This window comes from Streptomyces sp. NPDC058375 (genome assembly GCF_042723425.1).
Lineage (GTDB): Bacteria > Actinomycetota > Actinomycetes > Streptomycetales > Streptomycetaceae > Streptomyces > Streptomyces durocortorensis.
Window position 1 is genome coordinate 16,029 of sequence record NZ_JBHXJG010000055.1, and the last position, 17,270, is coordinate 33,298.

At 69.8% G+C, this 17,270-nt stretch carries 16 protein-coding genes and 2 pseudogenes; 8 read left to right on the top strand and 10 right to left on the bottom strand.

Going from position 1 to position 17,270, the window contains the following annotated elements; translation table 11 throughout:
• Positions 1 to 451: 451 nt before the first annotated feature.
• A pseudogene (locus ACFWM7_RS12320) lies at positions 452 to 943 on the top strand (hypothetical protein); the annotation flags it as partial.
• 117 nt (positions 944 to 1,060) lie between these two features.
• Here ACFWM7_RS12320 and ACFWM7_RS12325 read toward each other — a convergent pair.
• Entirely contained in the window at positions 1,061 to 2,386 is a 1,326-nt protein-coding gene (locus ACFWM7_RS12325; RefSeq protein WP_383258845.1) for a tetratricopeptide repeat protein, read from the bottom strand.
• A gap of 141 nt (positions 2,387 to 2,527) precedes the next feature.
• Between ACFWM7_RS12325 and ACFWM7_RS12330 the strand changes: the two genes are divergently transcribed.
• From ACFWM7_RS12330 to ACFWM7_RS12345, 4 genes are all read left to right on the top strand, one after another.
• On the top strand, positions 2,528 to 3,076 hold the full coding sequence (locus ACFWM7_RS12330) for a hypothetical protein (RefSeq protein ID WP_383258848.1): 549 nt from the start codon (positions 2,528 to 2,530) through the stop codon (positions 3,074 to 3,076).
• A gap of 144 nt (positions 3,077 to 3,220) precedes the next feature.
• Entirely contained in the window at positions 3,221 to 3,454 is a 234-nt protein-coding gene (tgmA, locus tag ACFWM7_RS12335) for a putative ATP-grasp-modified RiPP (protein ID WP_383258851.1), read from the top strand.
• Position 3,455: 1 nt separating this feature from the next.
• On the top strand, positions 3,456 to 4,481 hold the full coding sequence (gene tgmB / locus ACFWM7_RS12340; RefSeq protein ID WP_383258856.1) for an ATP-grasp ribosomal peptide maturase: 1,026 nt from the start codon (positions 3,456 to 3,458) through the stop codon (positions 4,479 to 4,481).
• A complete protein-coding gene (locus ACFWM7_RS12345; protein WP_383258859.1) occupies positions 4,402 to 5,559 on the top strand; it encodes a methyltransferase domain-containing protein in 1,158 nt (385 codons plus the stop codon). The genes tgmB and ACFWM7_RS12345 overlap by 80 nt, the downstream gene beginning before the upstream one ends.
• An 88-nt stretch (positions 5,560 to 5,647) precedes the next feature.
• On the opposite strand, the gene ACFWM7_RS12350 is transcribed toward ACFWM7_RS12345, so the two are convergent.
• Both ACFWM7_RS12350 and ACFWM7_RS12355 read right to left on the bottom strand, forming a co-directional pair.
• The gene (locus tag ACFWM7_RS12350) at positions 5,648 to 6,046 is read right to left on the bottom strand and encodes a winged helix-turn-helix domain-containing protein (protein ID WP_383258862.1); all 399 of its coding nucleotides are present in this window, start codon (positions 6,044 to 6,046) and stop codon (positions 5,648 to 5,650) included.
• 228 nt (positions 6,047 to 6,274) lie between these two features.
• Positions 6,275 to 6,769: a VOC family protein gene (locus tag ACFWM7_RS12355; protein WP_383258865.1), complete on the bottom strand. Its 495-nt coding sequence runs from the start codon at positions 6,767 to 6,769 to the stop codon at positions 6,275 to 6,277.
• A 22-nt stretch (positions 6,770 to 6,791) separates the two neighbouring features.
• Here ACFWM7_RS12355 and ACFWM7_RS12360 point away from each other — a divergent pair.
• A pseudogene (locus ACFWM7_RS12360) lies at positions 6,792 to 7,409 on the top strand (CGNR zinc finger domain-containing protein); the annotation flags it as partial.
• Positions 7,410 to 7,489: 80 nt separating this feature from the next.
• On the top strand, positions 7,490 to 7,879 hold the full coding sequence (locus tag ACFWM7_RS12365) for an SRPBCC domain-containing protein (RefSeq protein WP_383258868.1): 390 nt from the start codon (positions 7,490 to 7,492) through the stop codon (positions 7,877 to 7,879).
• A gap of 43 nt (positions 7,880 to 7,922) precedes the next feature.
• Here the strand turns inward: ACFWM7_RS12365 and ACFWM7_RS12370 are convergent, their stop codons facing one another.
• The 4 genes from ACFWM7_RS12370 to ACFWM7_RS12385 all read right to left on the bottom strand — a co-directional run bounded on the left by ACFWM7_RS12370 (position 7,923) and on the right by ACFWM7_RS12385 (position 12,419).
• Positions 7,923 to 8,435: a hypothetical protein gene (locus ACFWM7_RS12370; RefSeq protein WP_383258871.1), complete on the bottom strand. Its 513-nt coding sequence runs from the start codon at positions 8,433 to 8,435 to the stop codon at positions 7,923 to 7,925.
• Positions 8,436 to 8,454: 19 nt separating this feature from the next.
• On the bottom strand, positions 8,455 to 10,185 hold the full coding sequence (locus ACFWM7_RS12375; RefSeq protein WP_383258874.1) for an FAD-dependent monooxygenase: 1,731 nt from the start codon (positions 10,183 to 10,185) through the stop codon (positions 8,455 to 8,457).
• Between the two features lie 74 nt (positions 10,186 to 10,259).
• The gene (rarD, locus tag ACFWM7_RS12380; protein ID WP_383258904.1) at positions 10,260 to 11,270 is read right to left on the bottom strand and encodes an EamA family transporter RarD; all 1,011 of its coding nucleotides are present in this window, start codon (positions 11,268 to 11,270) and stop codon (positions 10,260 to 10,262) included.
• Between the two features lie 288 nt (positions 11,271 to 11,558).
• Complete coding sequence (locus ACFWM7_RS12385) at positions 11,559 to 12,419, bottom strand: SDR family oxidoreductase (protein WP_383258877.1); 861 nt, start codon at positions 12,417 to 12,419, stop codon at positions 11,559 to 11,561.
• 95 nt (positions 12,420 to 12,514) lie between these two features.
• Here ACFWM7_RS12385 and ACFWM7_RS12390 point away from each other — a divergent pair, with 95 nt between their 5' ends.
• Positions 12,515 to 12,922, top strand: coding sequence for a winged helix-turn-helix transcriptional regulator (locus ACFWM7_RS12390; RefSeq protein ID WP_383258882.1), 408 nt, complete (start codon positions 12,515 to 12,517; stop codon positions 12,920 to 12,922).
• A gap of 57 nt (positions 12,923 to 12,979) precedes the next feature.
• Here ACFWM7_RS12390 and ACFWM7_RS12395 read toward each other — a convergent pair whose 3' ends face one another.
• The 3 genes from ACFWM7_RS12395 to ACFWM7_RS12405 all read right to left on the bottom strand — a co-directional run bounded on the left by ACFWM7_RS12395 (position 12,980) and on the right by ACFWM7_RS12405 (position 17,103).
• The gene (locus ACFWM7_RS12395; RefSeq protein ID WP_383258889.1) at positions 12,980 to 14,053 is read right to left on the bottom strand and encodes a 2-oxoacid:ferredoxin oxidoreductase subunit beta; all 1,074 of its coding nucleotides are present in this window, start codon (positions 14,051 to 14,053) and stop codon (positions 12,980 to 12,982) included.
• On the bottom strand, positions 14,046 to 16,010 hold the full coding sequence (locus ACFWM7_RS12400) for a 2-oxoacid:acceptor oxidoreductase subunit alpha (RefSeq protein ID WP_383258892.1): 1,965 nt from the start codon (positions 16,008 to 16,010) through the stop codon (positions 14,046 to 14,048). The genes ACFWM7_RS12395 and ACFWM7_RS12400 overlap by 8 nt, the downstream gene beginning before the upstream one ends.
• Positions 16,011 to 16,443: 433 nt before the next feature.
• Positions 16,444 to 17,103 (bottom strand): response regulator transcription factor, encoded by a 660-nt coding sequence (locus ACFWM7_RS12405; RefSeq protein ID WP_205081039.1) that lies wholly within the window; start codon positions 17,101 to 17,103, stop codon positions 16,444 to 16,446.
• Positions 17,104 to 17,270 lie beyond the last annotated feature (167 nt).

Genomic DNA, 17,270 nt, shown 5'->3' on the forward strand with positions numbered 1-17,270 from the left:
GCCTGTCGATGCCTCCGGGAGGGCCGCTCCGCATGTCGTGTCACGCCATCGGTTCCGGTGGTGGTCCCGGTGGCCGGATCTGGCCGGGCATCTGGCGGTCGTGTGGTCCGCGCTCTACGGGGTGGCTGCGCTGTACTGGGCCCTGGGCGGCGACGGCTACCCCTTCCGGCGGGTCGACGAGGACCGTTCGTCGGGGTCGATCCTGGAGCCGAGCCGGGCCGAGGTGGTCGCCCCGGTGCTGGCCGTGTTCTGCGCCCTCGGCGTGGTCGCCGGACTGCTGATGCTGAAGAGGATCGGCACCGGTCGGGTCCGTAAGACCCTGCTCGGCTACGGGTGGGCGGCCGGTATCGCCCTGACCCTCCTGATCCCCAACTACTCGCTGCTCGGCCTGCTGGCCTTCTCGCCGGTGCTGCTCGTGTTCGTCTTCACCGGGGTGCCGGGGCCGCAGGACATGGGCGACATCCTTTACTGGCACCGCGGGAACCTGCTGATCGTCTTCATCGGCGGGCTGCTGTGGGTCGCCGCGACGCTCGCGTACCAGCGGCGCACCGGCGGGCGGTGCGTCCACTGCGGCCGGGCCCCGCACGGATCGGGGCGTCGGAGCGACCCCGTCAGGCTGCGCGCCTGGGGCCGCCGGGCGGTCTGGGTGGCCGTGCTCTCGACCCTCCCGTACGACATCACCCGTATCGCCTGGTACTTCGACGTGCCGCTCGGCATCACCGACGCGTTCCTGAAGGAGGTCATTGAACGGATCGTCCGTGAGCTGTTGGAGGGGGCGACGGTTTCGGCTATCGCCGTGGGGCTGAACGCCGACAGCATCCCGAGCCCGCGCGATCACTGGGCCGTGAAGATGGAGCGCGAGAAGGGCGGGAAGACCGGCGGGGCCAAGGGGTCGCACGTCGTGCGTGACGTGTTCAAGTGGACTCCCGCTGTCATTATCCGGATGCTTCGCAACCTCATTAAGCCGTTTCGGTGGAGCCCCGAAAAAACCCAGACCCCCGTACCTGCTACCCATATCAGGGTGGCGGGTGCGGGGAATTTTCATTTCATGTCACTCGGGTCAAGCGGCTTCAATGGATCGTTCATAGACGTCTCGTGCTGTCGAGTTCGATCGGTACGGGCGCAGAAGGGGAGCGATTTTCGCTACCTGCTCGTCTACTCTTCCGGAATGGATAGTGGGAACTTCCTCCAAGGCTTTCTCCCAGGTCTCACAAGCCGCTTCAAGATGCCCTATTCCTAGTTGCCGTTCGGCGAGCATGAAACTGAAACGGATTGCTGACCTCCGACTATCACTGGAATCGCGAAGACGGAAATGCGCTTGCAGGGATTCTACGCTGCCAGGAATATCGCCGAGTTCGAATCGGACCTGGGAAATATGATAAGCAAGGGTCGAAGAGTTGTAGGACCCGAACGTCTTGGAACGGGATTCCGCCTTTTCTACGGCTACTTCCGCTTCGCGAAGGTACATCAGAGAGCTAGACCGGTCTCCCGTTTGGGCGCTAGCGTGAGCCTGTTGGCCAGCAAGGAATGCCCGCATCCGCGGCCCCGCCTTGGGGGAAGCTGCTGCGGCAGCGTCAGCGAGACGCACTGCATGTCGCCCGTGCCGCAAATCCACAGCCTGCACACTCATACCTCGAAGCGTGGTGCAATAGGTCAAATGATCCTCAGCCGCCCCCGCAAGTTCCAGCGCCTTTAGGTAATAGCGCTGGGCTAGCCCGTGGACTCCTTCGTCCACCGCCATGTATCCAGTCAGGTAACACAGGTCCGACGCGGCGGCCATCATCGCTTTGCGAACAGGTTCGGGAGCATCTGCCCGTAGATAGGGTGCAACGGTGTTAACAAGGAAGGCAGCCGCCATGGGTCGCGCATGGCGACCACCAAACTGATCATCGAGGCTGGAGATGCGTTCAGTCATGGAAATGATCATGTTTACGTCGGGCATTCCTATGCGCTGCGTCTGCCCCTTTTGGGCGGCTTCCATCCGTCCGATAACGTCCGGCCAGTCCGGAATGGCGAGTGCAACAGAAAACAACCCTGCGCCGAGAACGCTACGGCGTGAGGGGTCCATGTCTTGCCTCCCGAGGTCTACCAGCCCTTCAACGGTAGTCGGGTGGCTGCTGGACTCTTCTGGGGGTGCCGCGAACCCCGCCTCCGCGTGTGTGATGGGCCGGAGTAATCTCCGGGCGAGCGCTTCGAGAATCAGCGGTCGGACAGATTCCTTCGGCATGTGTCCGCTCAACCATTGGTGGACTGAGGGCTGTTGGTACTTCAGGGGGGTTCCGCGCTCGGTTCCGATGCGGTTGACCTCTTGAGCGAACTGCCGCAGGGTCCACCCGCTCTCGCGGTACAGCCGCTCAAGTCCGGCGTTCGGCTGTCGTGTCGTCACTGGTCCCCAACTCCCGTGCTCTGACTGCTTAACGCTCTTAACTCCCGCCCTCTTCCCAACGGTACCGCTGTGCGTGGTCGGACGGTTGCCTAGTGCGAGCACGGCCACCGCAAGGGATGACACCGCAAGGAGGGCCCGGACATGGAGAAGCACGCAGGAACGGCCACGGGGAACCCCGAGCGGTCCAGTGAGGGAATACCGGCTCGGGCCTACTGGTGCGAAGTGCTTGCGGAAGGGGAGGTGTACGGGACGCGCGAGACAGTCCTGTACGTCCTCGGTACCTTCCAGACGATCTCGCCGAAACTCGCGCTGCGGTGGTTAAAGGGCGAGGCCGCGCGCATCGCGGACCGGCTCGACCCGGACCCGGAACGCTCGGCGTGGGTCAAGCCGTGGATGCGCGTGGACACCGTGCCCAAGCCCGACAGCCCCACGGAACAGCGGTTCTGGAGTCTCGACCATGAGGAGCACCAGGCCGCGCGGGACCAGCTCAAGGAAGGTGCCCCGTTCTCCACGGTCATCCCCGACAAGGGATGCCGCTTCACCTTGACCGTGTGGCCCGTGGCCGTGCCCTCGCCCGAGTCCAGCCCGACACTGCCCGCCATTGACGGACAGTCCACATGCCCCCGCCCTGGTCGCACGAGCCACAGGAAGGCCCGTCGCACGTCGGGTTGGCTCACCCCCTTTCTGTGACCAGCGCGGGCCCCCAACTCCGCCCCCGCTACATGACTTGCTCTGTGGCAGGGGGCGGGCCCAACTCCGGTCGGCTGTATGCGTGACGGTCGGCAGCCGACCGGCTCCAGATGCACCACACCAACCACCTAGGAGGAACAGAGAATGAGCACCGCAACGGTTACGTCCGTCCCGTTCGGGGTCCGGCACCTGGTCTCGCCCCCGCCGTCGAACAACGAAGCGCCCGTCATCACGTACAGCGAGGGGTTGCAGCTCAACGTCTCGGCCGAGGGCAACCCGTGGCACGCGATCACGGCGGAGATGCCCGAGACGCAGACCGAGACCAGCAACGGCGACGGCTCGGCCCCCGGCTCCGACTCCGGAACCGACCTGTACTGACATGGCATCCATCCTCATCCTGACCGGCCGGGAAGACCTCACGGCCGATGCAGTGGTTGAGGAGCTGGTGAAGCGCGGGGAGACCGTCGTCAGGTACGACACTGCCGACTTTCCGACCGCTTCCCGTCTGGCCGTCTCCCTCACGGGGGATGGCTGGACGGGCCCCCTCGCTGGCTCCCGCACGGTCCGCCTGGAATCCGTTAAGTCGGTCTGGTGGCGTCGCCCCAATGAGTTCCGGACCCCTGACGACTGGCCCGGACACGCTCGCGCCCTCGCGGTCTCGGAAGCGCGCTCGGGACTGCTCGGCGTGCTCGGCTCGCTGCCCGTGCGCTGGATCAACCACCCCTCGCGAGACGCTGCCGCGAACTACAAGCCCGTTCAACTCGCCGTTGCTGTCCGCTGCGGGCTCGACGTGCCCCGCTCCGTGATCACGTCGGACCCCGAGCACGCCCGCACGTTCATGGGCGATGACACGGTTGTCTACAAGGGGCTCGGTGGGGGCGTGCTCGGCCCCGGGGGAGAGCGTCAGTTCCTTCCTGTGGCGCTCGTCTCAGCGGACCACGTGGACGACGGGGTAAGCGGCACGGCCCACCTGTTCCAAGAGCGCGTGGAAAAGGCGTACGAAGTGCGCTTGACCGTGATCGGGGACCGTATGTTCCCCGTAGCCATCCACGCGGGCAGCGAGGCCGCACAGCTCGACTGGCGCACCGACTACCAGTCTCACACGTACGAGGTGGTCGACCTGCCCCCCGAGGTTGAGAAGGGGGTCCGCCGGCTCATGGACGAACTCGGCTTGTTCTTCGGCGCGCTGGACTTCGCCGTCACCCCGGACGGCCGTTGGGTCTTCTTCGAGGTGAACCCCAACGGTCAGTGGCATTGGCTCGCCGTCAAAGCCGGTGTCCCGCTCGTTGAAGCCATGGGGGCGACGCACTACAAGGAGAGACCGCATGACCGAAGCGCCCACATGGACCGCCGCCGCCCGCGCCCTCGCCGACAAGGTGACCGCGAACGCTCCCGGATGGCATGAAGCCGTCAGCAACACCCCCCGTCACAAGCTCGTCCCGCGCTGGTGGCAGCGCATCCCCAACAGCCCCGCGCAGCAATGGGAGTTGGTGAACCCGCCCGAGGACTCCGCCGAGCTGTTGCACGCTGCCTACGCGGACGAGACGCTTGTAACCCGCGTCGGCCCCACCCACGCCGACCACGCGGCCCCGGGCGAGCACGGAAAGGGCGACCCCACGTCGTCCAGCACCCTGCCGGGGCTCATCGTGTCCATGGCCCATCGGCTCGACGTGCAGCCCGGTCAACGCGTGCTCGACGTGGGTACGGGCTCCGGGTACTCCGCCGCTCTGTTCGCGCGCCGCTTCGGGGACGACAAAGTGACGAGCGTGGACGTGGACCCGTACTTGGTCGAGGCTGCCCGTAAGCGTCTCGCGGCGTTCGGACGAACCCCTCGGCTGGAAGCCATCGACGCAACCGGCGATCTCCCCGAGTCCGAATACGACCGCATCATGGCGACCGTCTCTGTGCGGCCGGTCCCCCCGACGTGGCTCCGCGCGCTCCGCCCCGGGGGACGAGTCGTTACGACCATCGCCCACACCGCCCTACTGATCACGGCGGACATGGGCACGGACGGAATCGCGCGAGGGACGGTTCAGCCCGACCCCGCCACGTTCATGGAAGCCCGGCGGGAAGCGGACTACCCGGGGAAGTTGGACGACGTATTCGTGACCGCCCGCGTACGTGAGGGCGAGGACGTACGGCCCCCCGAGGGAGCAATTCCCGACCTGTGGCAGGAATGGCCGCTCCGGTGGCTGTTCGAGCTGGACACCCCCGGGGTCGAGACCCGCGCAGCTACCTACCCGGACGACGGGCGGCGCGTGGTATGGCTGCTCGCTGCGGACGGCTCATGGGCCCGAGCCGAGGACGGAACCTCACCCCTGTTGCACCAGGGTGGCCCTCGCCGACTCTGGGACGACCTGGAACGCGTCCGCCGCACCTGGGAGGAGCACAACCGGTTCTCTCTCCACTCGATGCGCGCGGAACTCTCCCCCCAGGGCAGCTATCTCCTGTCCCCGGACGACTCATGGCGCTTCTCCATCTGACCCCACGCGGACCCCGGCCCCGTCCGTGTGCTGCCCCCGTGGCGCACGGGCGGGGCTACGCGTCGTCCTGCGTGGCGCACGGGCGGGGCTACGCGTCGTCCTGGCGCTCATCCTCGCTCCGGTCGCGTACGTAGGTGCCTCGCTGCGGCACGGTATAGACGTACCCGAGTTCCCGCAGGTGCCGCACCGCACGACGGGCGGTGTCCCGCGCCACGCCCCATCGCTGGATCAATGAGGACTCCGAGGGGATCGGGCGGTCCACGGCGAGGGTGCCTGACTCGATATCCCGGATGATCTCTGCCGCGATCTGCTGATACGGCCGTCCCGCAACGGGAGCGGAGCTACGCCGCAGCGTTTGCCCGGATCGGCGTGGACTACGACCACCCGACCATGCCGCTCGGCTCGCTCGTGCACCGTGAGCGGGTGGCAGCGTGACCGCCGACGAGCTGTTTTCGGAATTCCTCGCGGGACACGTAGCGCTCTGCATCGAGTGCCGCGAGCTGACCCGCGCCCCGATCCCTGTCCGCTGGATTCAGAGCAACAGCGGCCCCGGGACGACCCTCTACGCGTGCCCTGACCATGCGGTGAAGCTCGGGGCGGGCCCGACCCCCGAGGACGAGCTACGGGCCCCGTAGTGCCCCGCACAGACAACAAAACGCCCCGTTCGGCAACTGCCGGGCGGGGCTCTGTCGTTGGCGCTGACGTGCGGGTATCCTCAGAACTGGTTGTTACGTGTGTTGGGGTCCGTCATCACCATCCAGCTCCCGCCTTGCTCGTCGTACGTGCGCAGCGCCCGCGCGCCCAGTGCCGCCAGCCGCTCCGCCTCCGTGTCACGCTGCCCCGGTGCTGAGTGCACATCGATGTGGAGGCGGTTCTTCACCGTCTTCGGCTCCGGCACCCGCTGGAACAGCAGCCGCCGCCCCTGCCCCGTACCGCTGACCTCGTCGTACGGGTCGTCCGGGTGCCGGGCCGCCGCGAGGTCGAGCCAGGCGCGGCGGCCGTGGGCGTGGGTCGTGATGGCCTCGGGCACGGCCCCGGCCGCGAGGAGCTGCTCGATCAGCGGGCTGTTGTCCTCGACGAGATAACCCAGGGCCTCCGCCCAGAATCCGGCCTGCGCGTGCGGGTCGGCGCTGTCGATCACGAGCTTCCAGGACAGCGGCTGCGGCCGTGGCTGTGGCTGTGGCTGTGTCGGTGTCGGCGTCTCTGTCATGGAAACCGTTTATAGTAGTTACATGAGCGGAAGGGCAATGGACACGCCGGGGCTGTTGTTGCGGCATCCGGACGGCAGCTCGTTCCGGTTCGATCCGGGCGCGCTGTGTCTGGAGCTGCTGCCGACCGGGGGCCCGGGCCCCTTGTCGTACTTCGAGGTGCTGCACGAGCCGGCGGACCTGGTGCGCTGGGCGGAGGAGAGCCGGTTGCCGAGCGGGCTCGGCGAAGGCTCCGGCTCGGGTGGGGGGCTGGCCGTGAGCGCGGCGGAGGTGGCGGACGCGCGGGCGTTGCGCGATGCGCTCTGGCGGCTTACGGAGGGCCGGGTGCGGGAAGAGCCCCCGGACCCGGACGACCTCGCCACCCTCAACGACGCGGCGGCGCGGCCGTCGTTGACGTCACGGCTGACCGTGGGCGGCGAGCGGTCCTGGACGCCCGGAGCCACCGGGACCGGGCTGCTGTCCACCGTCGCCCGCGACGCGGTCGACCTGTTCACCGGGGCGTACGCCCACCGGATCCGCGCCTGCGGCGCGCACGACTGCCGCCTGCTGTTCGTGGACACCTCCCGCCCGGGCAAGCGCCGCTGGTGCTCGATGGAGCGCTGCGGCAACCGGCACAAGGTCCGGGCCCACCGCGCCCGGCTCATCCCGCCCGGCCCCCCGCCTCCGGCGAGTGAAGCCGTCAACCGACGAACGCCGACCAACGAAGACGAAGGGGATCCGTCATGCCGACCGGACTCACGCAGGACGCGGGCTGGGAGATCGGCGTCTCCCGGACCATCCGCCGACCGCTGACCGCCGTGTGGGACTTCGTCGCCGGACCGGAGGGCGCCGCGCTGTGGCTCGGCCTCGACGGCCCGCTGCCCACCGAGAAGGGCGCCCCGTACCGTACGGCGGACGGCGTCGAGGGCGAGATCCGCAGCTACCGCCCCGGTGACCGGGTCCGCCTCACCCACGGGACCTCCACCGTGCAGGTCGCCGTGACGCCCGGCAGCTCCGAGGACCGGACCGTGCTCCGCTTCCACCAGGAGCGCCTGGCGAGCGCCGAGGAGCGCGAGGAGCGCCGTACGCACTGGAAGAACGTGATGGACCGGGTCGAGGCCGAGCTGACCTGACCCGACTCGACCCGATCCGACCCGGCCTGGCTACCCGGGGGTTCTACGCCTCGCCCGGGGAAGGGGTGGCGCAGGCGGGGCAGGTGTGCCGGTCGATCGCGGCGAGCAGACGCGTGGCCGCCGTGCGGACGGCCTGGGCGGGGGACTGGCCCCCGGCCTCGGGTGCGCACGGCGCGCCGGGCGCGTCCGGCACGGCGGAGAGTCGAACGGCCGTGGCGCGCCCCTCCGCCACCGCCTCGTGCGCGGCGCGGGTCCACGCGGGGTGCTCGGGGTTTCCGGCGGCCAGGATCGTGGCGAGCAGGTCCAGCACGCCCGCCCGGTCCCTGACCGTGTCCGTCGCCGCCAGCTCCCAGAGGAACGGCACCGTCGCCGCCGTCGAGTCGAAGACGGGCGGGGTGCCGATCCACCGCTCCAGATCGTTGAGCGCCTCGTCCGCGGAGGGCGCGTCGCCCCAGGCGATCCGCGACAGCACGCCGGGAACCTGGGACGCGGAGCCGTACGCGTGCTGCAACTCGTGCCAGCGCACGTTCCTCATGGCCCCCAGGACAGTCCCCATCCGGGCACTCAATCAGCCTTTACCGCACGGCGTCCACCATGCCGGGCGACCGTTCCGGGGGCCGTTCCGATCCGTGGAGCCGGCGCAGATACTCCCGTACGGAACGGGCGTCGTCCGCAGACGCGACAACGCCCACGTGGTGGTCGGGCCGGACGACCACGACGGTGCCCGCGCCGGTAGCGCCGGAGGCCCCCGTTCCGTACGCGGCGGCCGCGTGACCCGCGTCGTCGACCACGGATCCGGGCGCCGCCCCGGCCCGGTGTTCGTGACTCCGGTCCTCGTGAGTCCGGTCCTCGTGCGCCCGGTCCTCGCGAGTCCGGTCCTCGTGCGCGGCGTACACCCGGCAGGTCCGCACCCCGGCGTCCCCGTACGCGTCCGCCACCTCGCGCAGCACCGCCGCGCTGCCCGGGCCGAAGCCGAGGACCGTGGTGCGGGGGCCCGCGAAGACGCGGTGCAGCCGGGTACGGGCTCCGGTCGCGGCGTCGGCGCAAGGGGCGTCCGGCGCGCGGTCCCCGGGCAGCGGCGCGGGACCTCCGCCGTCCGGCGCACGGTCCCCGGCCTGCGGGGCTTCGACGGGGGCCGGGGCCAGGGAGCTCCAGCGGTAGCCGACGCCCAGGCCGGTCGTGTCCGGGGTGATCGCCGCGTCCAGGCCGCCGCCGGGCCGGCGGATCGCCTCCAGCGTGGCCCGCAGCCGCTCCGAGGTGAGGTCCAGGGTCCGGGCGGCCACCGGAAGCCGCTCCTCCTCGTACGTGTCCAGCAACTCCGCGCCCGCGTGACCGGCGAGCACCAGGCCCAGCTTCCAGCCCAGGTTGAACGCGTCGTGGATGCCGGTGTTCATGCCCAGGCCGCCCGCGATGGCGTGCACGTGCGCCGCGTCGCCCGCGAGCAGGACCCGCCCGGCGCGGAAACGGTCCGCCATCCGCACGTTGACCCGGTACGTCGACAGCAGCTCGGCCCGCGTCAGGGCCCGGCCGGGCAGCGCGGTGTGGCGGGCGAGCAGCCGCCGGAACCCGTCGGTGGTGGGCGCGAGCGGCCGGCCCGCCCCGTCCCGCTCCGGCCCGGCCTGGAACCACCAGCCCGTCCGTGTACCGGGGATGGGGCAGAGCATGACCGCGCCGTCCGCGTCGAACCACTGGTGCCAGCGGGTACGGTCCAGGGCGTCCCCGGCCAGCTCGACATCGCCGCAGACCATCACCTGGTCCTCGGCGGTGGTCCCCTCGAACCCGATCCCGAGCAGCTTCCGTACGGAGCTGTGGGCGCCGTCGCACCCGACGACGTACCGCGCGCGTTCCGTCCGGCCCTCCGCGAACATCACGTCCACGTGCCGCCCGCCGGCCCCCTCCGCCAGCCCCACGACCTCGCGGCCCAGCTCGACGCGGACGCCGTACCCGCCCAGCCGCTCCCGCAGGATCTCCTCCAGCCGCCACTGGGCGTTCAGCCACCCCCGGTCGTAGGGGACGTCCGGGGCCGGTGCGGAGTCCGCCCATGGATCGGACTCCGCGACCGGGAGGCGGTCGCGGTACTTGAGCATCGGTAGCGGGGCCGAACCGGCGGCGAGCACCTCCTCGACCACCCCGAGATCGTCGAGGATCTCCAGGGACCGGGGGTTGGGGCCCTTGGCGCGCGAGGTGCGCGGCGGTGCGGCGGACCGGTCCACGATCCGTACGGCAACGCCGCGCCGGGCCAGATCGCAGGCCAGCACCAGTCCGGTGGGCCCCGCTCCCACGACGAGTACGTCGGTCATGCCCATGCCTCTCCTTCGGTCACGCTTCTCCGGCGTTCCACAGCACCAGAAAACGTAACCGAGTAAGAAAAGCAACTAGGTCATTTTTGCTTCGCGGGATCCGGAGCCGCAGGGGTCGGGGTCGCGGGATTTGGAGCCAAGAGGTCCGGAGTCGCGGCCGCCGGAGCCGCGGCCGCCGTCGCCAGCAGCTTCACCGCCAGCGCCCGGTTGCGCCGCGCTGTGCGCAGCGCGTCCCAGGTCAGCAGGGACAGGGCGATCCAGACGAGGGCGAACCCGGCCCACCGCTCGGGCGGCATCGCCTCGTCGAAGTAGAGGACGCCGAGCCCGAACTGGAAGACCGGCGCCAGATACTGGAGGAGCCCCAGCGTGGAGAGCGGCACCCGGATCGCCGCCGCGCCGAAGCAGATCAGCGGGATCGCCGTGACGATGCCCGTCGCGGCGAGCAGGAACCCGTGCCCCGCGCCCCCGGCCGTGAACGTCGACGCGCCGGTGGCGGCGAGCCAGAGCAGGAAGCCGAGCGCGGGCACGAAGAGCACGGCGGTCTCGGCGGCCAGGGACTCCAGGCCGCCCATGTTCACCTTCTTCTTGATCAGCCCGTACGTGGCGAACGAGAACGCCAGCACCAGCGAGATCCAGGGCGGCCTGCCGTACCCGATCGCGAGGACGAGGACCGCTGCCAGGCCCGTGGCCACCGCGGCCCACTGGACGGGCCGCAGCCGTTCACCCAGCAGCAGAACGCCCATGGCGATGGTGACCAGCGGGTTGATGAAGTAGCCGAGCGAGGCCTCGATGACGTGACCGCTGTTCACGGCCCAGATGTAGAGGCCCCAGTTCAGCGTGATCGTCGCCGCCGCGACCGATATCAGAGTTAGCTTGCGCCGGTCGCGGACCAGTTCGCCGATCCAGGCCCAGCGGCGTACGACCAGCAGGGCGACGATGACGACGGCCAGCGACCAGACCATCCGGTGGGCGAGGATCTCGATCGCCCCGGACGGCTTGAGCAGCGGCCAGAACAGCGGGACCAGGCCCCACATCCCGTACGCGCCGATTCCGTACAGCAGGCCTGTCCGCTGCTCGTTCCTGCCCTCCATGGTCTTCCCCTCCACGTGCCCTCCCGGCCTGCTCGCACCGCCGGATCCACCGCCGGATCCACCGCCGGATCCACCGCCGGATCCACCGGCGGACCCACCGCCGGATTCACCGGCGGACCCACCGCCGGATTCACCGGCGGATCCGCCGACGGCACGACGGTAGCGCCGGAAGGGCTTCGTGTCATAGCCGTCTCACGGAAACACTCATGACAGCGCTGTGTGCGGCGGGCGGGGCGGGGTGGGCGGGCCGGGGCAGGGTCGGGTGCGGGTGCGGGGGCGCGTCGGGGTTCAGGCGGTGGGCAGGGCGGTGCGCACGGTCTCGGCGAGCGGCGTCGTCGGGCGGCCGATGAGCCGGGCGAGGTCCCCGCTCGTCCCCGCGAGCCGCCCGCGCGCCACCGCCTCGTCCACGTCGACGAGGATCGCCGCGAAGCCCTCGGGCAGCCCCGCGCCGACGAGGATCTCCTGGTGCACGGCGGCCGGGACGTTGTTGTACGCGATCGTCTCGCCGGTCAGCTCGGACAGCAGCGCCGCGTACTCGGCCAGCGACCAGGCGGTGTCGCCGCTCAGCTCGTAGGCGGTGTTCAGGTGGCCGTCGCCGGTCAGCACGGCGGCCGCGGCGGCGGCGTAGTCGGCTCGGGCGGCGGAGGCGACACGGCCGTCGCCGGTGTTGGAGACGACCGCATGGTGCTCCAGGGTCGGGGCGAGGTTGGCGGTGTAGTTCTCCGTGTACCAGCCGTTGCGCAGGAAGGTGTACGGCAGTCCGGAGTCGAGGATCAGCTGCTCGGTCGCCCGGTGCTCGTCAGCGAGCGTGAAGTCCGCGTCCGGTCCGCCGAGAATGCCGGTGTACGCGAGCTGGGCGACGCCCGCCGCCTTGGCCGCGTCGATGACCGCGGTGTGCTGCGCCACGCGCCGGCCGACCTCGCTGCCGGAGATCAGCAGCACCCGGTCGCCGGACCGGAAGGCTCCGGCGAGGGTCTCGGGGCGGCTGTAGTCCGCGATGCGCAGCTCCACGCCCCGGGCTGCGAGCGCGGCGGCCTTCTCCTTGTCGCGTACGACCGCGACGACCTCGCCGGCCGGGACCGTGGTCAGTAGGGCGTCGACGACGAGGCGGCCGAGTGCGCCAGTGGCTCCGGTGACAACGATGCTCATGGGGGGCTCCGATTTCGCGGTGTTTCGCTTACGGGCACGACCCTACGGGAAGCGCTAACCCATAGAAAGTACCCACTTTGAAGTAAGGTACTGGCATGGAAGTGAGTACGGCAGTAGATGGGGCAGTAGGTGCGGCAGCGAGTCCGGTCGAGGACGTCAAGCAGCCCATGTGCCCGTCCCGACTGATCCTGGAACATGTGACGAGCCGCTGGGGCGTGCTCGTTCTCGTGGCGCTGCTGGAGCGCTCGTACCGCTTCAGCGAACTGCGCCGCGAGGTGGGCGGCGTCAGCGAGAAGATGCTGGCCCAGACCCTTCAGACGCTGGAGCGCGACGGTTTCGTCCACCGGGACGCGAAGCCGGTGATCCCGCAGCGGGTGGACTACTCGCTCACCCCGCTCGGCGTCGGGGCCGCCGAGCAGGTGTCGGCGCTCGGCCGCTGGATCGAACACCAGGTGGACGCGGTGCGGGCGGCACGCGAGGCGTACGACGAGGCCCGGGCCTGATCCCCGCGGGGGACCGGGCCCGGGCCCCGGTGGAGCGCGGACGGAACGCGCTTCGGCTCAGCCGATGACCGTCCAGGTGTCGTTGCCCGCGAGGAGCGAGCCGAGGTCGCCCTTGCCGTCGCGCTCCAGGGCGGCGTCGAGCTGGTCCGACATGAGCGTGTCGTAGACGGGCCGCTCAACGCTGCGCAGCACTCCGATCGGGGTGTGGTGCAGCGTGTCCGCGTCGGCGAGCCGGGACAGCGCGAACGCCGTCGTGGGCGACTCCGCGTGGGCGTCGTGGACGAGGACCTGCGAACGGTTCTCCTCCGTGACGGCCACCACCTTCAGATCGCCGGTGGCCGGATCGCGCACGACGCCCTTGGGCTCCTGGGAGCCGAAGAGGATCGGCTGCCCGTGTTCGAGGCGGATGACGGCCTCGGCGGCCTGCTCCTTGTCCTTGAGGACCTCGAACGCGCCGTCGTTGAAGATGTTGCAGTTCTGGTAGATCTCCACCAGCGCCGTGCCCGAGTGCTCGGCCGCCGCGCGCAGCACGCTCGTGAGGTGCTTGCGGTCGGAGTCGACCGTCCGCGCCACGAACGTCGCCTCCGCGCCGATGGCCAGCGACACCGGGTTGAAGGGCGCGTCGAGCGACCCCATCGGCGTCGACTTGGTGATCTTGCCCAGCTCGGAGGTGGGGCTGTACTGGCCCTTCGTCAGCCCGTAGATCCGGTTGTTGAACAGCAGGATCTTGAGGTTGACGTTGCGGCGCAGGGCGTGGATGAGGTGATTGCCGCCGATGGAGAGCGCGTCGCCGTCCCCGGTGACCACCCACACCGAAAGGTCCCGGCGCGAGGTGGCGAGCCCGGTCGCGATGGACGGGGCCCGGCCGTGGATGGAGTGCATCCCGTAGGTGTTCATGTAGTACGGGAAGCGGGAGGAGCAGCCGATGCCGGAGATGAAGGTGATGTTCTCCTTCGCCAGGCCCAGCTCCGGCATGAAGCCCTGGACGGCGGCGAGGACCGCGTAGTCACCGCACCCCGGGCACCAGCGCACTTCCTGGTCCGACTTGAAGTCCTTCATGGACTGCTTCGCCCCGGCCTTGGGCACCAGCTGCAGCAGTTCGTTGTGCCGCAGTTCGTCGGTGTCAGGCATCGATGGCCTCCTTGAGGGCCGTGGCGAGCTGCTCGGCCTTGAACGGCATTCCGTTGACCTGGTTGTAGCTGTGGGCGTTGACCAGATACTTCGCCCGCAACAGCATCGCGAGCTGGCCGAGGTTCATCTCCGGCACGACGACCTTGTCGTAGCGCTTCAGCACCTCGCCGAGATTCTTCGGGAAGGGATTGAGATGGCGCAGGTGGGCCTGGGCGATGGGCTGCCCGGCCGCGCGGAGCCGGCGGACGGCGGCGGTGATCGGCCCGTACGTCGACCCCCAGCCGAGCACCAGCGTCGCCGCCTCGGCCGGGTCGTCGACCTGGAGGTCGGGGACCTCGATGCCGTCGATCTTCGCCTGGCGCGTGCGGACCATGAGGTCGTGGTTGGCCGGGTCGTAGGAGATGTTGCCGGTGCCGTCCTGCTTCTCGATCCCGCCGATACGGTGTTCGAGACCGGCCGTCCCGGGGACCGCCCAGGGGCGGGCCAGGGTCTGCGGGTCGCGCTTGTAGGGCCAGAAGACTTCGGTGCCGTCGGCCAGGGTGTGGTTCGGCCCGGTGGCGAAGGGGGTCTTGAGGTCGGGCAGCGAGTCCGTCTCCGGGATGCGCCAGGGCTCGGAGCCGTTGGCCAGATAGCCGTCGGAGAGCAGGAAGACCGGGGTCCGGTACGTCAGGGCGATCCGGGCCGCGTCGATCGCGGCGTCGAAGCAGTCGGCCGGGGTCTGCGGGGCCACGATCGGAACCGGGGCCTCACCGTTCCTGCCGAACATCGCCTGGAGCAGGTCGGCCTGCTCGGTCTTGGTCGGCAGCCCGGTGGACGGACCGCCGCGCTGGATGTCGATGATCAGCAGCGGCAGCTCCAGGGAGACCGCGAGACCGATCGTCTCCGACTTCAGTGCCACCCCGGGGCCGGACGTCGTCGTGACGCCCAGCGCCCCGCCGAACGCCGCACCCAGCGCCGCACCGATCCCGGCGATCTCGTCCTCGGCCTGGAAGGTCCGCACACCGAAGTTCTTGTGCCGGGACAGCTCGTGCAGGATGTCCGAGGCCGGGGTGATCGGATACGAGCCCAGGTAGAGCGGCAGATCCGCCAGCTGCCCGGCGGCGATCAGACCGTAGGACAGGGCGAGGTTCCCCGAGATGTTGCGGTAGGTGCCGGTGGGGAAGGCCTGCGACGCCGGGGCGACCTCGTACGAAACCGCGAAGTCCTCGGTCGTCTCGCCGAAATTCCACCCGGCCCGGAAGGCGGCCACGTTCGCCTCGGCGATCTCCGGCTTCTTCGCGAACTTGGCCCGCAGGAACGCCTCCGTCCCCTCGGTCGGCCGGTGGTACATCCACGACAGCAGCCCGAGCGCGAACATGTTCTTCGACCGCTCGGCTTCCTTGCGGGGGAGTCCGAACTCCTTCAGCGCCTCCAACGTCAGCGTCGTCAGCGGCACCGGGTGGACGTTGTAGGCCTCCAGCGAACCGTCCTCCAGCGGACTGGTCGCATACCCCACCTTCGCCATCGGCCGCTTCGTGAACTCGTCGGTGTTCACGATGATCTCCGCGCCGCGCGGTACGTCGTCGATGTTCGCCTTCAGGGCGGCTGGGTTCATCGCGACCAGGACGTTCGGGGCGTCGCCCGGGGTCAGAATGTCGTGATCGGCAAAGTGGAGCTGGAAGGAAGAGACTCCCGGCAGAGTGCCTGCGGGGGCACGGATCTCGGCCGGGAAGTTCGGCAGGGTGGAGAGATCGTTGCCGAAGGAGGCGGTCTCCGAGGTGAAGCGGTCACCCGTGAGCTGCATACCGTCACCCGAGTCGCCCGCGAAGCGGATGATCACCCGGTCCAGGCGGCGAACTTCTTTCCCGTCGCCGCCCGTGGTTCCCGTCGTACCTGACAGGGGGGCTCGCTGGCCCCCGAGGACGGCGTCATTGGCCTCATCGGCCTTATCTGCCGCGCTACTGACCTGGCTCGTCACTGAACTGGACCTCCCTTGGGGCGGCGGTTCGGAACCGTCCGGCCAGCCGGCGATCCCAGAGGCCACCCTACGTCCGCGTGGGTGGCCCTCCAGGAACCGATCATATGGTGGACGCCGTTTTGAGACACCCTTTTAGTAAGGCTTGTCACGTTTTGCCAGCCCCTGATCATGGGATGGAGATGCCCGCCCCCTGAGTCTTTTGGCCTAGGCCCCTCGCCTCTCCCCTCGCCCCCTCTTCTCTCTTCCCTCTCGCCCCTCCCCGGCCCTTCCTTGATCAGAGGTGCCCGTCCGGCGACTGCCGGACACCCCCGGGCCTGCACCGCACCCCCGGAGCGCCCCCGAAGTGCTCCCGAGCGCTTCCAGGCGCCCAGGTGCTCAGGCGTCCGGGGTGTCCAGGGGTCGGGTTCTGGCTATCTGACAGAGTGTCAGATAGCTAGGAATTCAGGTAGGTCAGCACCGCGAGGACGCGCCGGTGGTCGCCGTCGCTGGGGGAGAGCCCCAGCTTCAGGAAGATGTTGCTGACGTGCTTCTCGACCGCCCCGTCGCTCACCACGAGCTGCCGGGCGACCGCGGAGTTCGTCCGGCCCTCCGCCATCAGACCGAGGACCTCCCGCTCGCGCGGCGTCAGCCCCGCCAGCACGTCCTGCTTGCGGCTGCGACCCAGCAACTGCGCCACCACTTCCGGGTCCAGCGCCGTCCCGCCCTGCGCCACCCGGACGACGGCGTCCACGAACTCGCGGACCTCGGCCACCCGGTCCTTCAGCAGATACCCCACCCCGCGGCTGCTGCCCGCCAGCAGCTCGGTGGCGTACTGCTCCTCCACGTACTGGGAGAGGACCAGCACCCCGATGCCCGGGTAGTCCTTCCGCAGCCGCACCGCCGCGCGCACCCCCTCGTCGGTGTGCGTCGGCGGCATCCGCACATCGGCGACCACCACATCGGGAAGCGCCTGCTCGGCGTCGAGCTCCGCCACGGTCTTGAGCAGTGCCTCCGCGTCCCCGACCCCCGCGACCACGTCGTGCCCGAGATCGGTGAGCAGACGGGTGAGCCCCTCCCGGAGCAGGACCGAATCCTCGGCGATGACCACGCGCACCCTGTTCTCCACGTTCTCCACGACTGCGAGTCCCCCACTGTTCGAATATGCCGCGTTCCCCGCGGCCCCGCGCGCACCACGCCCAACGCCTGCGCGCCGCGCCCCGTCGGTTCAAGCATCCCAGGACCCGGACACGGATGGGGGGCCTGTGGATAACCCGTACGCCT

Coding starts and splice junctions, on each gene's coding strand:
- ACFWM7_RS12330 (WP_383258848.1), top strand. CDS start 2,528: ATGGAGAAGCACGCAGGAACGGCCACGGGGAACCCCGAGCGGTCCAGT.
- rarD (WP_383258904.1), bottom strand. CDS start 11,270: ATGGAGGGCAGGAACGAGCAGCGGACAGGCCTGCTGTACGGAATCGGC.
- ACFWM7_RS12375 (WP_383258874.1), bottom strand. CDS start 10,185: ATGGGCATGACCGACGTACTCGTCGTGGGAGCGGGGCCCACCGGACTG.
- ACFWM7_RS12350 (WP_383258862.1), bottom strand. CDS start 6,046: ATGCAGAGCGCTACGTGTCCCGCGAGGAATTCCGAAAACAGCTCGTCG.
- tgmB (WP_383258856.1), top strand. CDS start 3,456: ATGGCATCCATCCTCATCCTGACCGGCCGGGAAGACCTCACGGCCGAT.
- tgmA (WP_383258851.1), top strand. CDS start 3,221: ATGAGCACCGCAACGGTTACGTCCGTCCCGTTCGGGGTCCGGCACCTG.
- ACFWM7_RS12385 (WP_383258877.1), bottom strand. CDS start 12,419: ATGAGCATCGTTGTCACCGGAGCCACTGGCGCACTCGGCCGCCTCGTC.
- ACFWM7_RS12370 (WP_383258871.1), bottom strand. CDS start 8,435: ATGGGGACTGTCCTGGGGGCCATGAGGAACGTGCGCTGGCACGAGTTG.
- ACFWM7_RS12345 (WP_383258859.1), top strand. CDS start 4,402: ATGACCGAAGCGCCCACATGGACCGCCGCCGCCCGCGCCCTCGCCGAC.
- ACFWM7_RS12355 (WP_383258865.1), bottom strand. CDS start 6,769: ATGACAGAGACGCCGACACCGACACAGCCACAGCCACAGCCACGGCCG.
- ACFWM7_RS12395 (WP_383258889.1), bottom strand. CDS start 14,053: ATGCCTGACACCGACGAACTGCGGCACAACGAACTGCTGCAGCTGGTG.
- ACFWM7_RS12390 (WP_383258882.1), top strand. CDS start 12,515: ATGGAAGTGAGTACGGCAGTAGATGGGGCAGTAGGTGCGGCAGCGAGT.
- ACFWM7_RS12365 (WP_383258868.1), top strand. CDS start 7,490: ATGCCGACCGGACTCACGCAGGACGCGGGCTGGGAGATCGGCGTCTCC.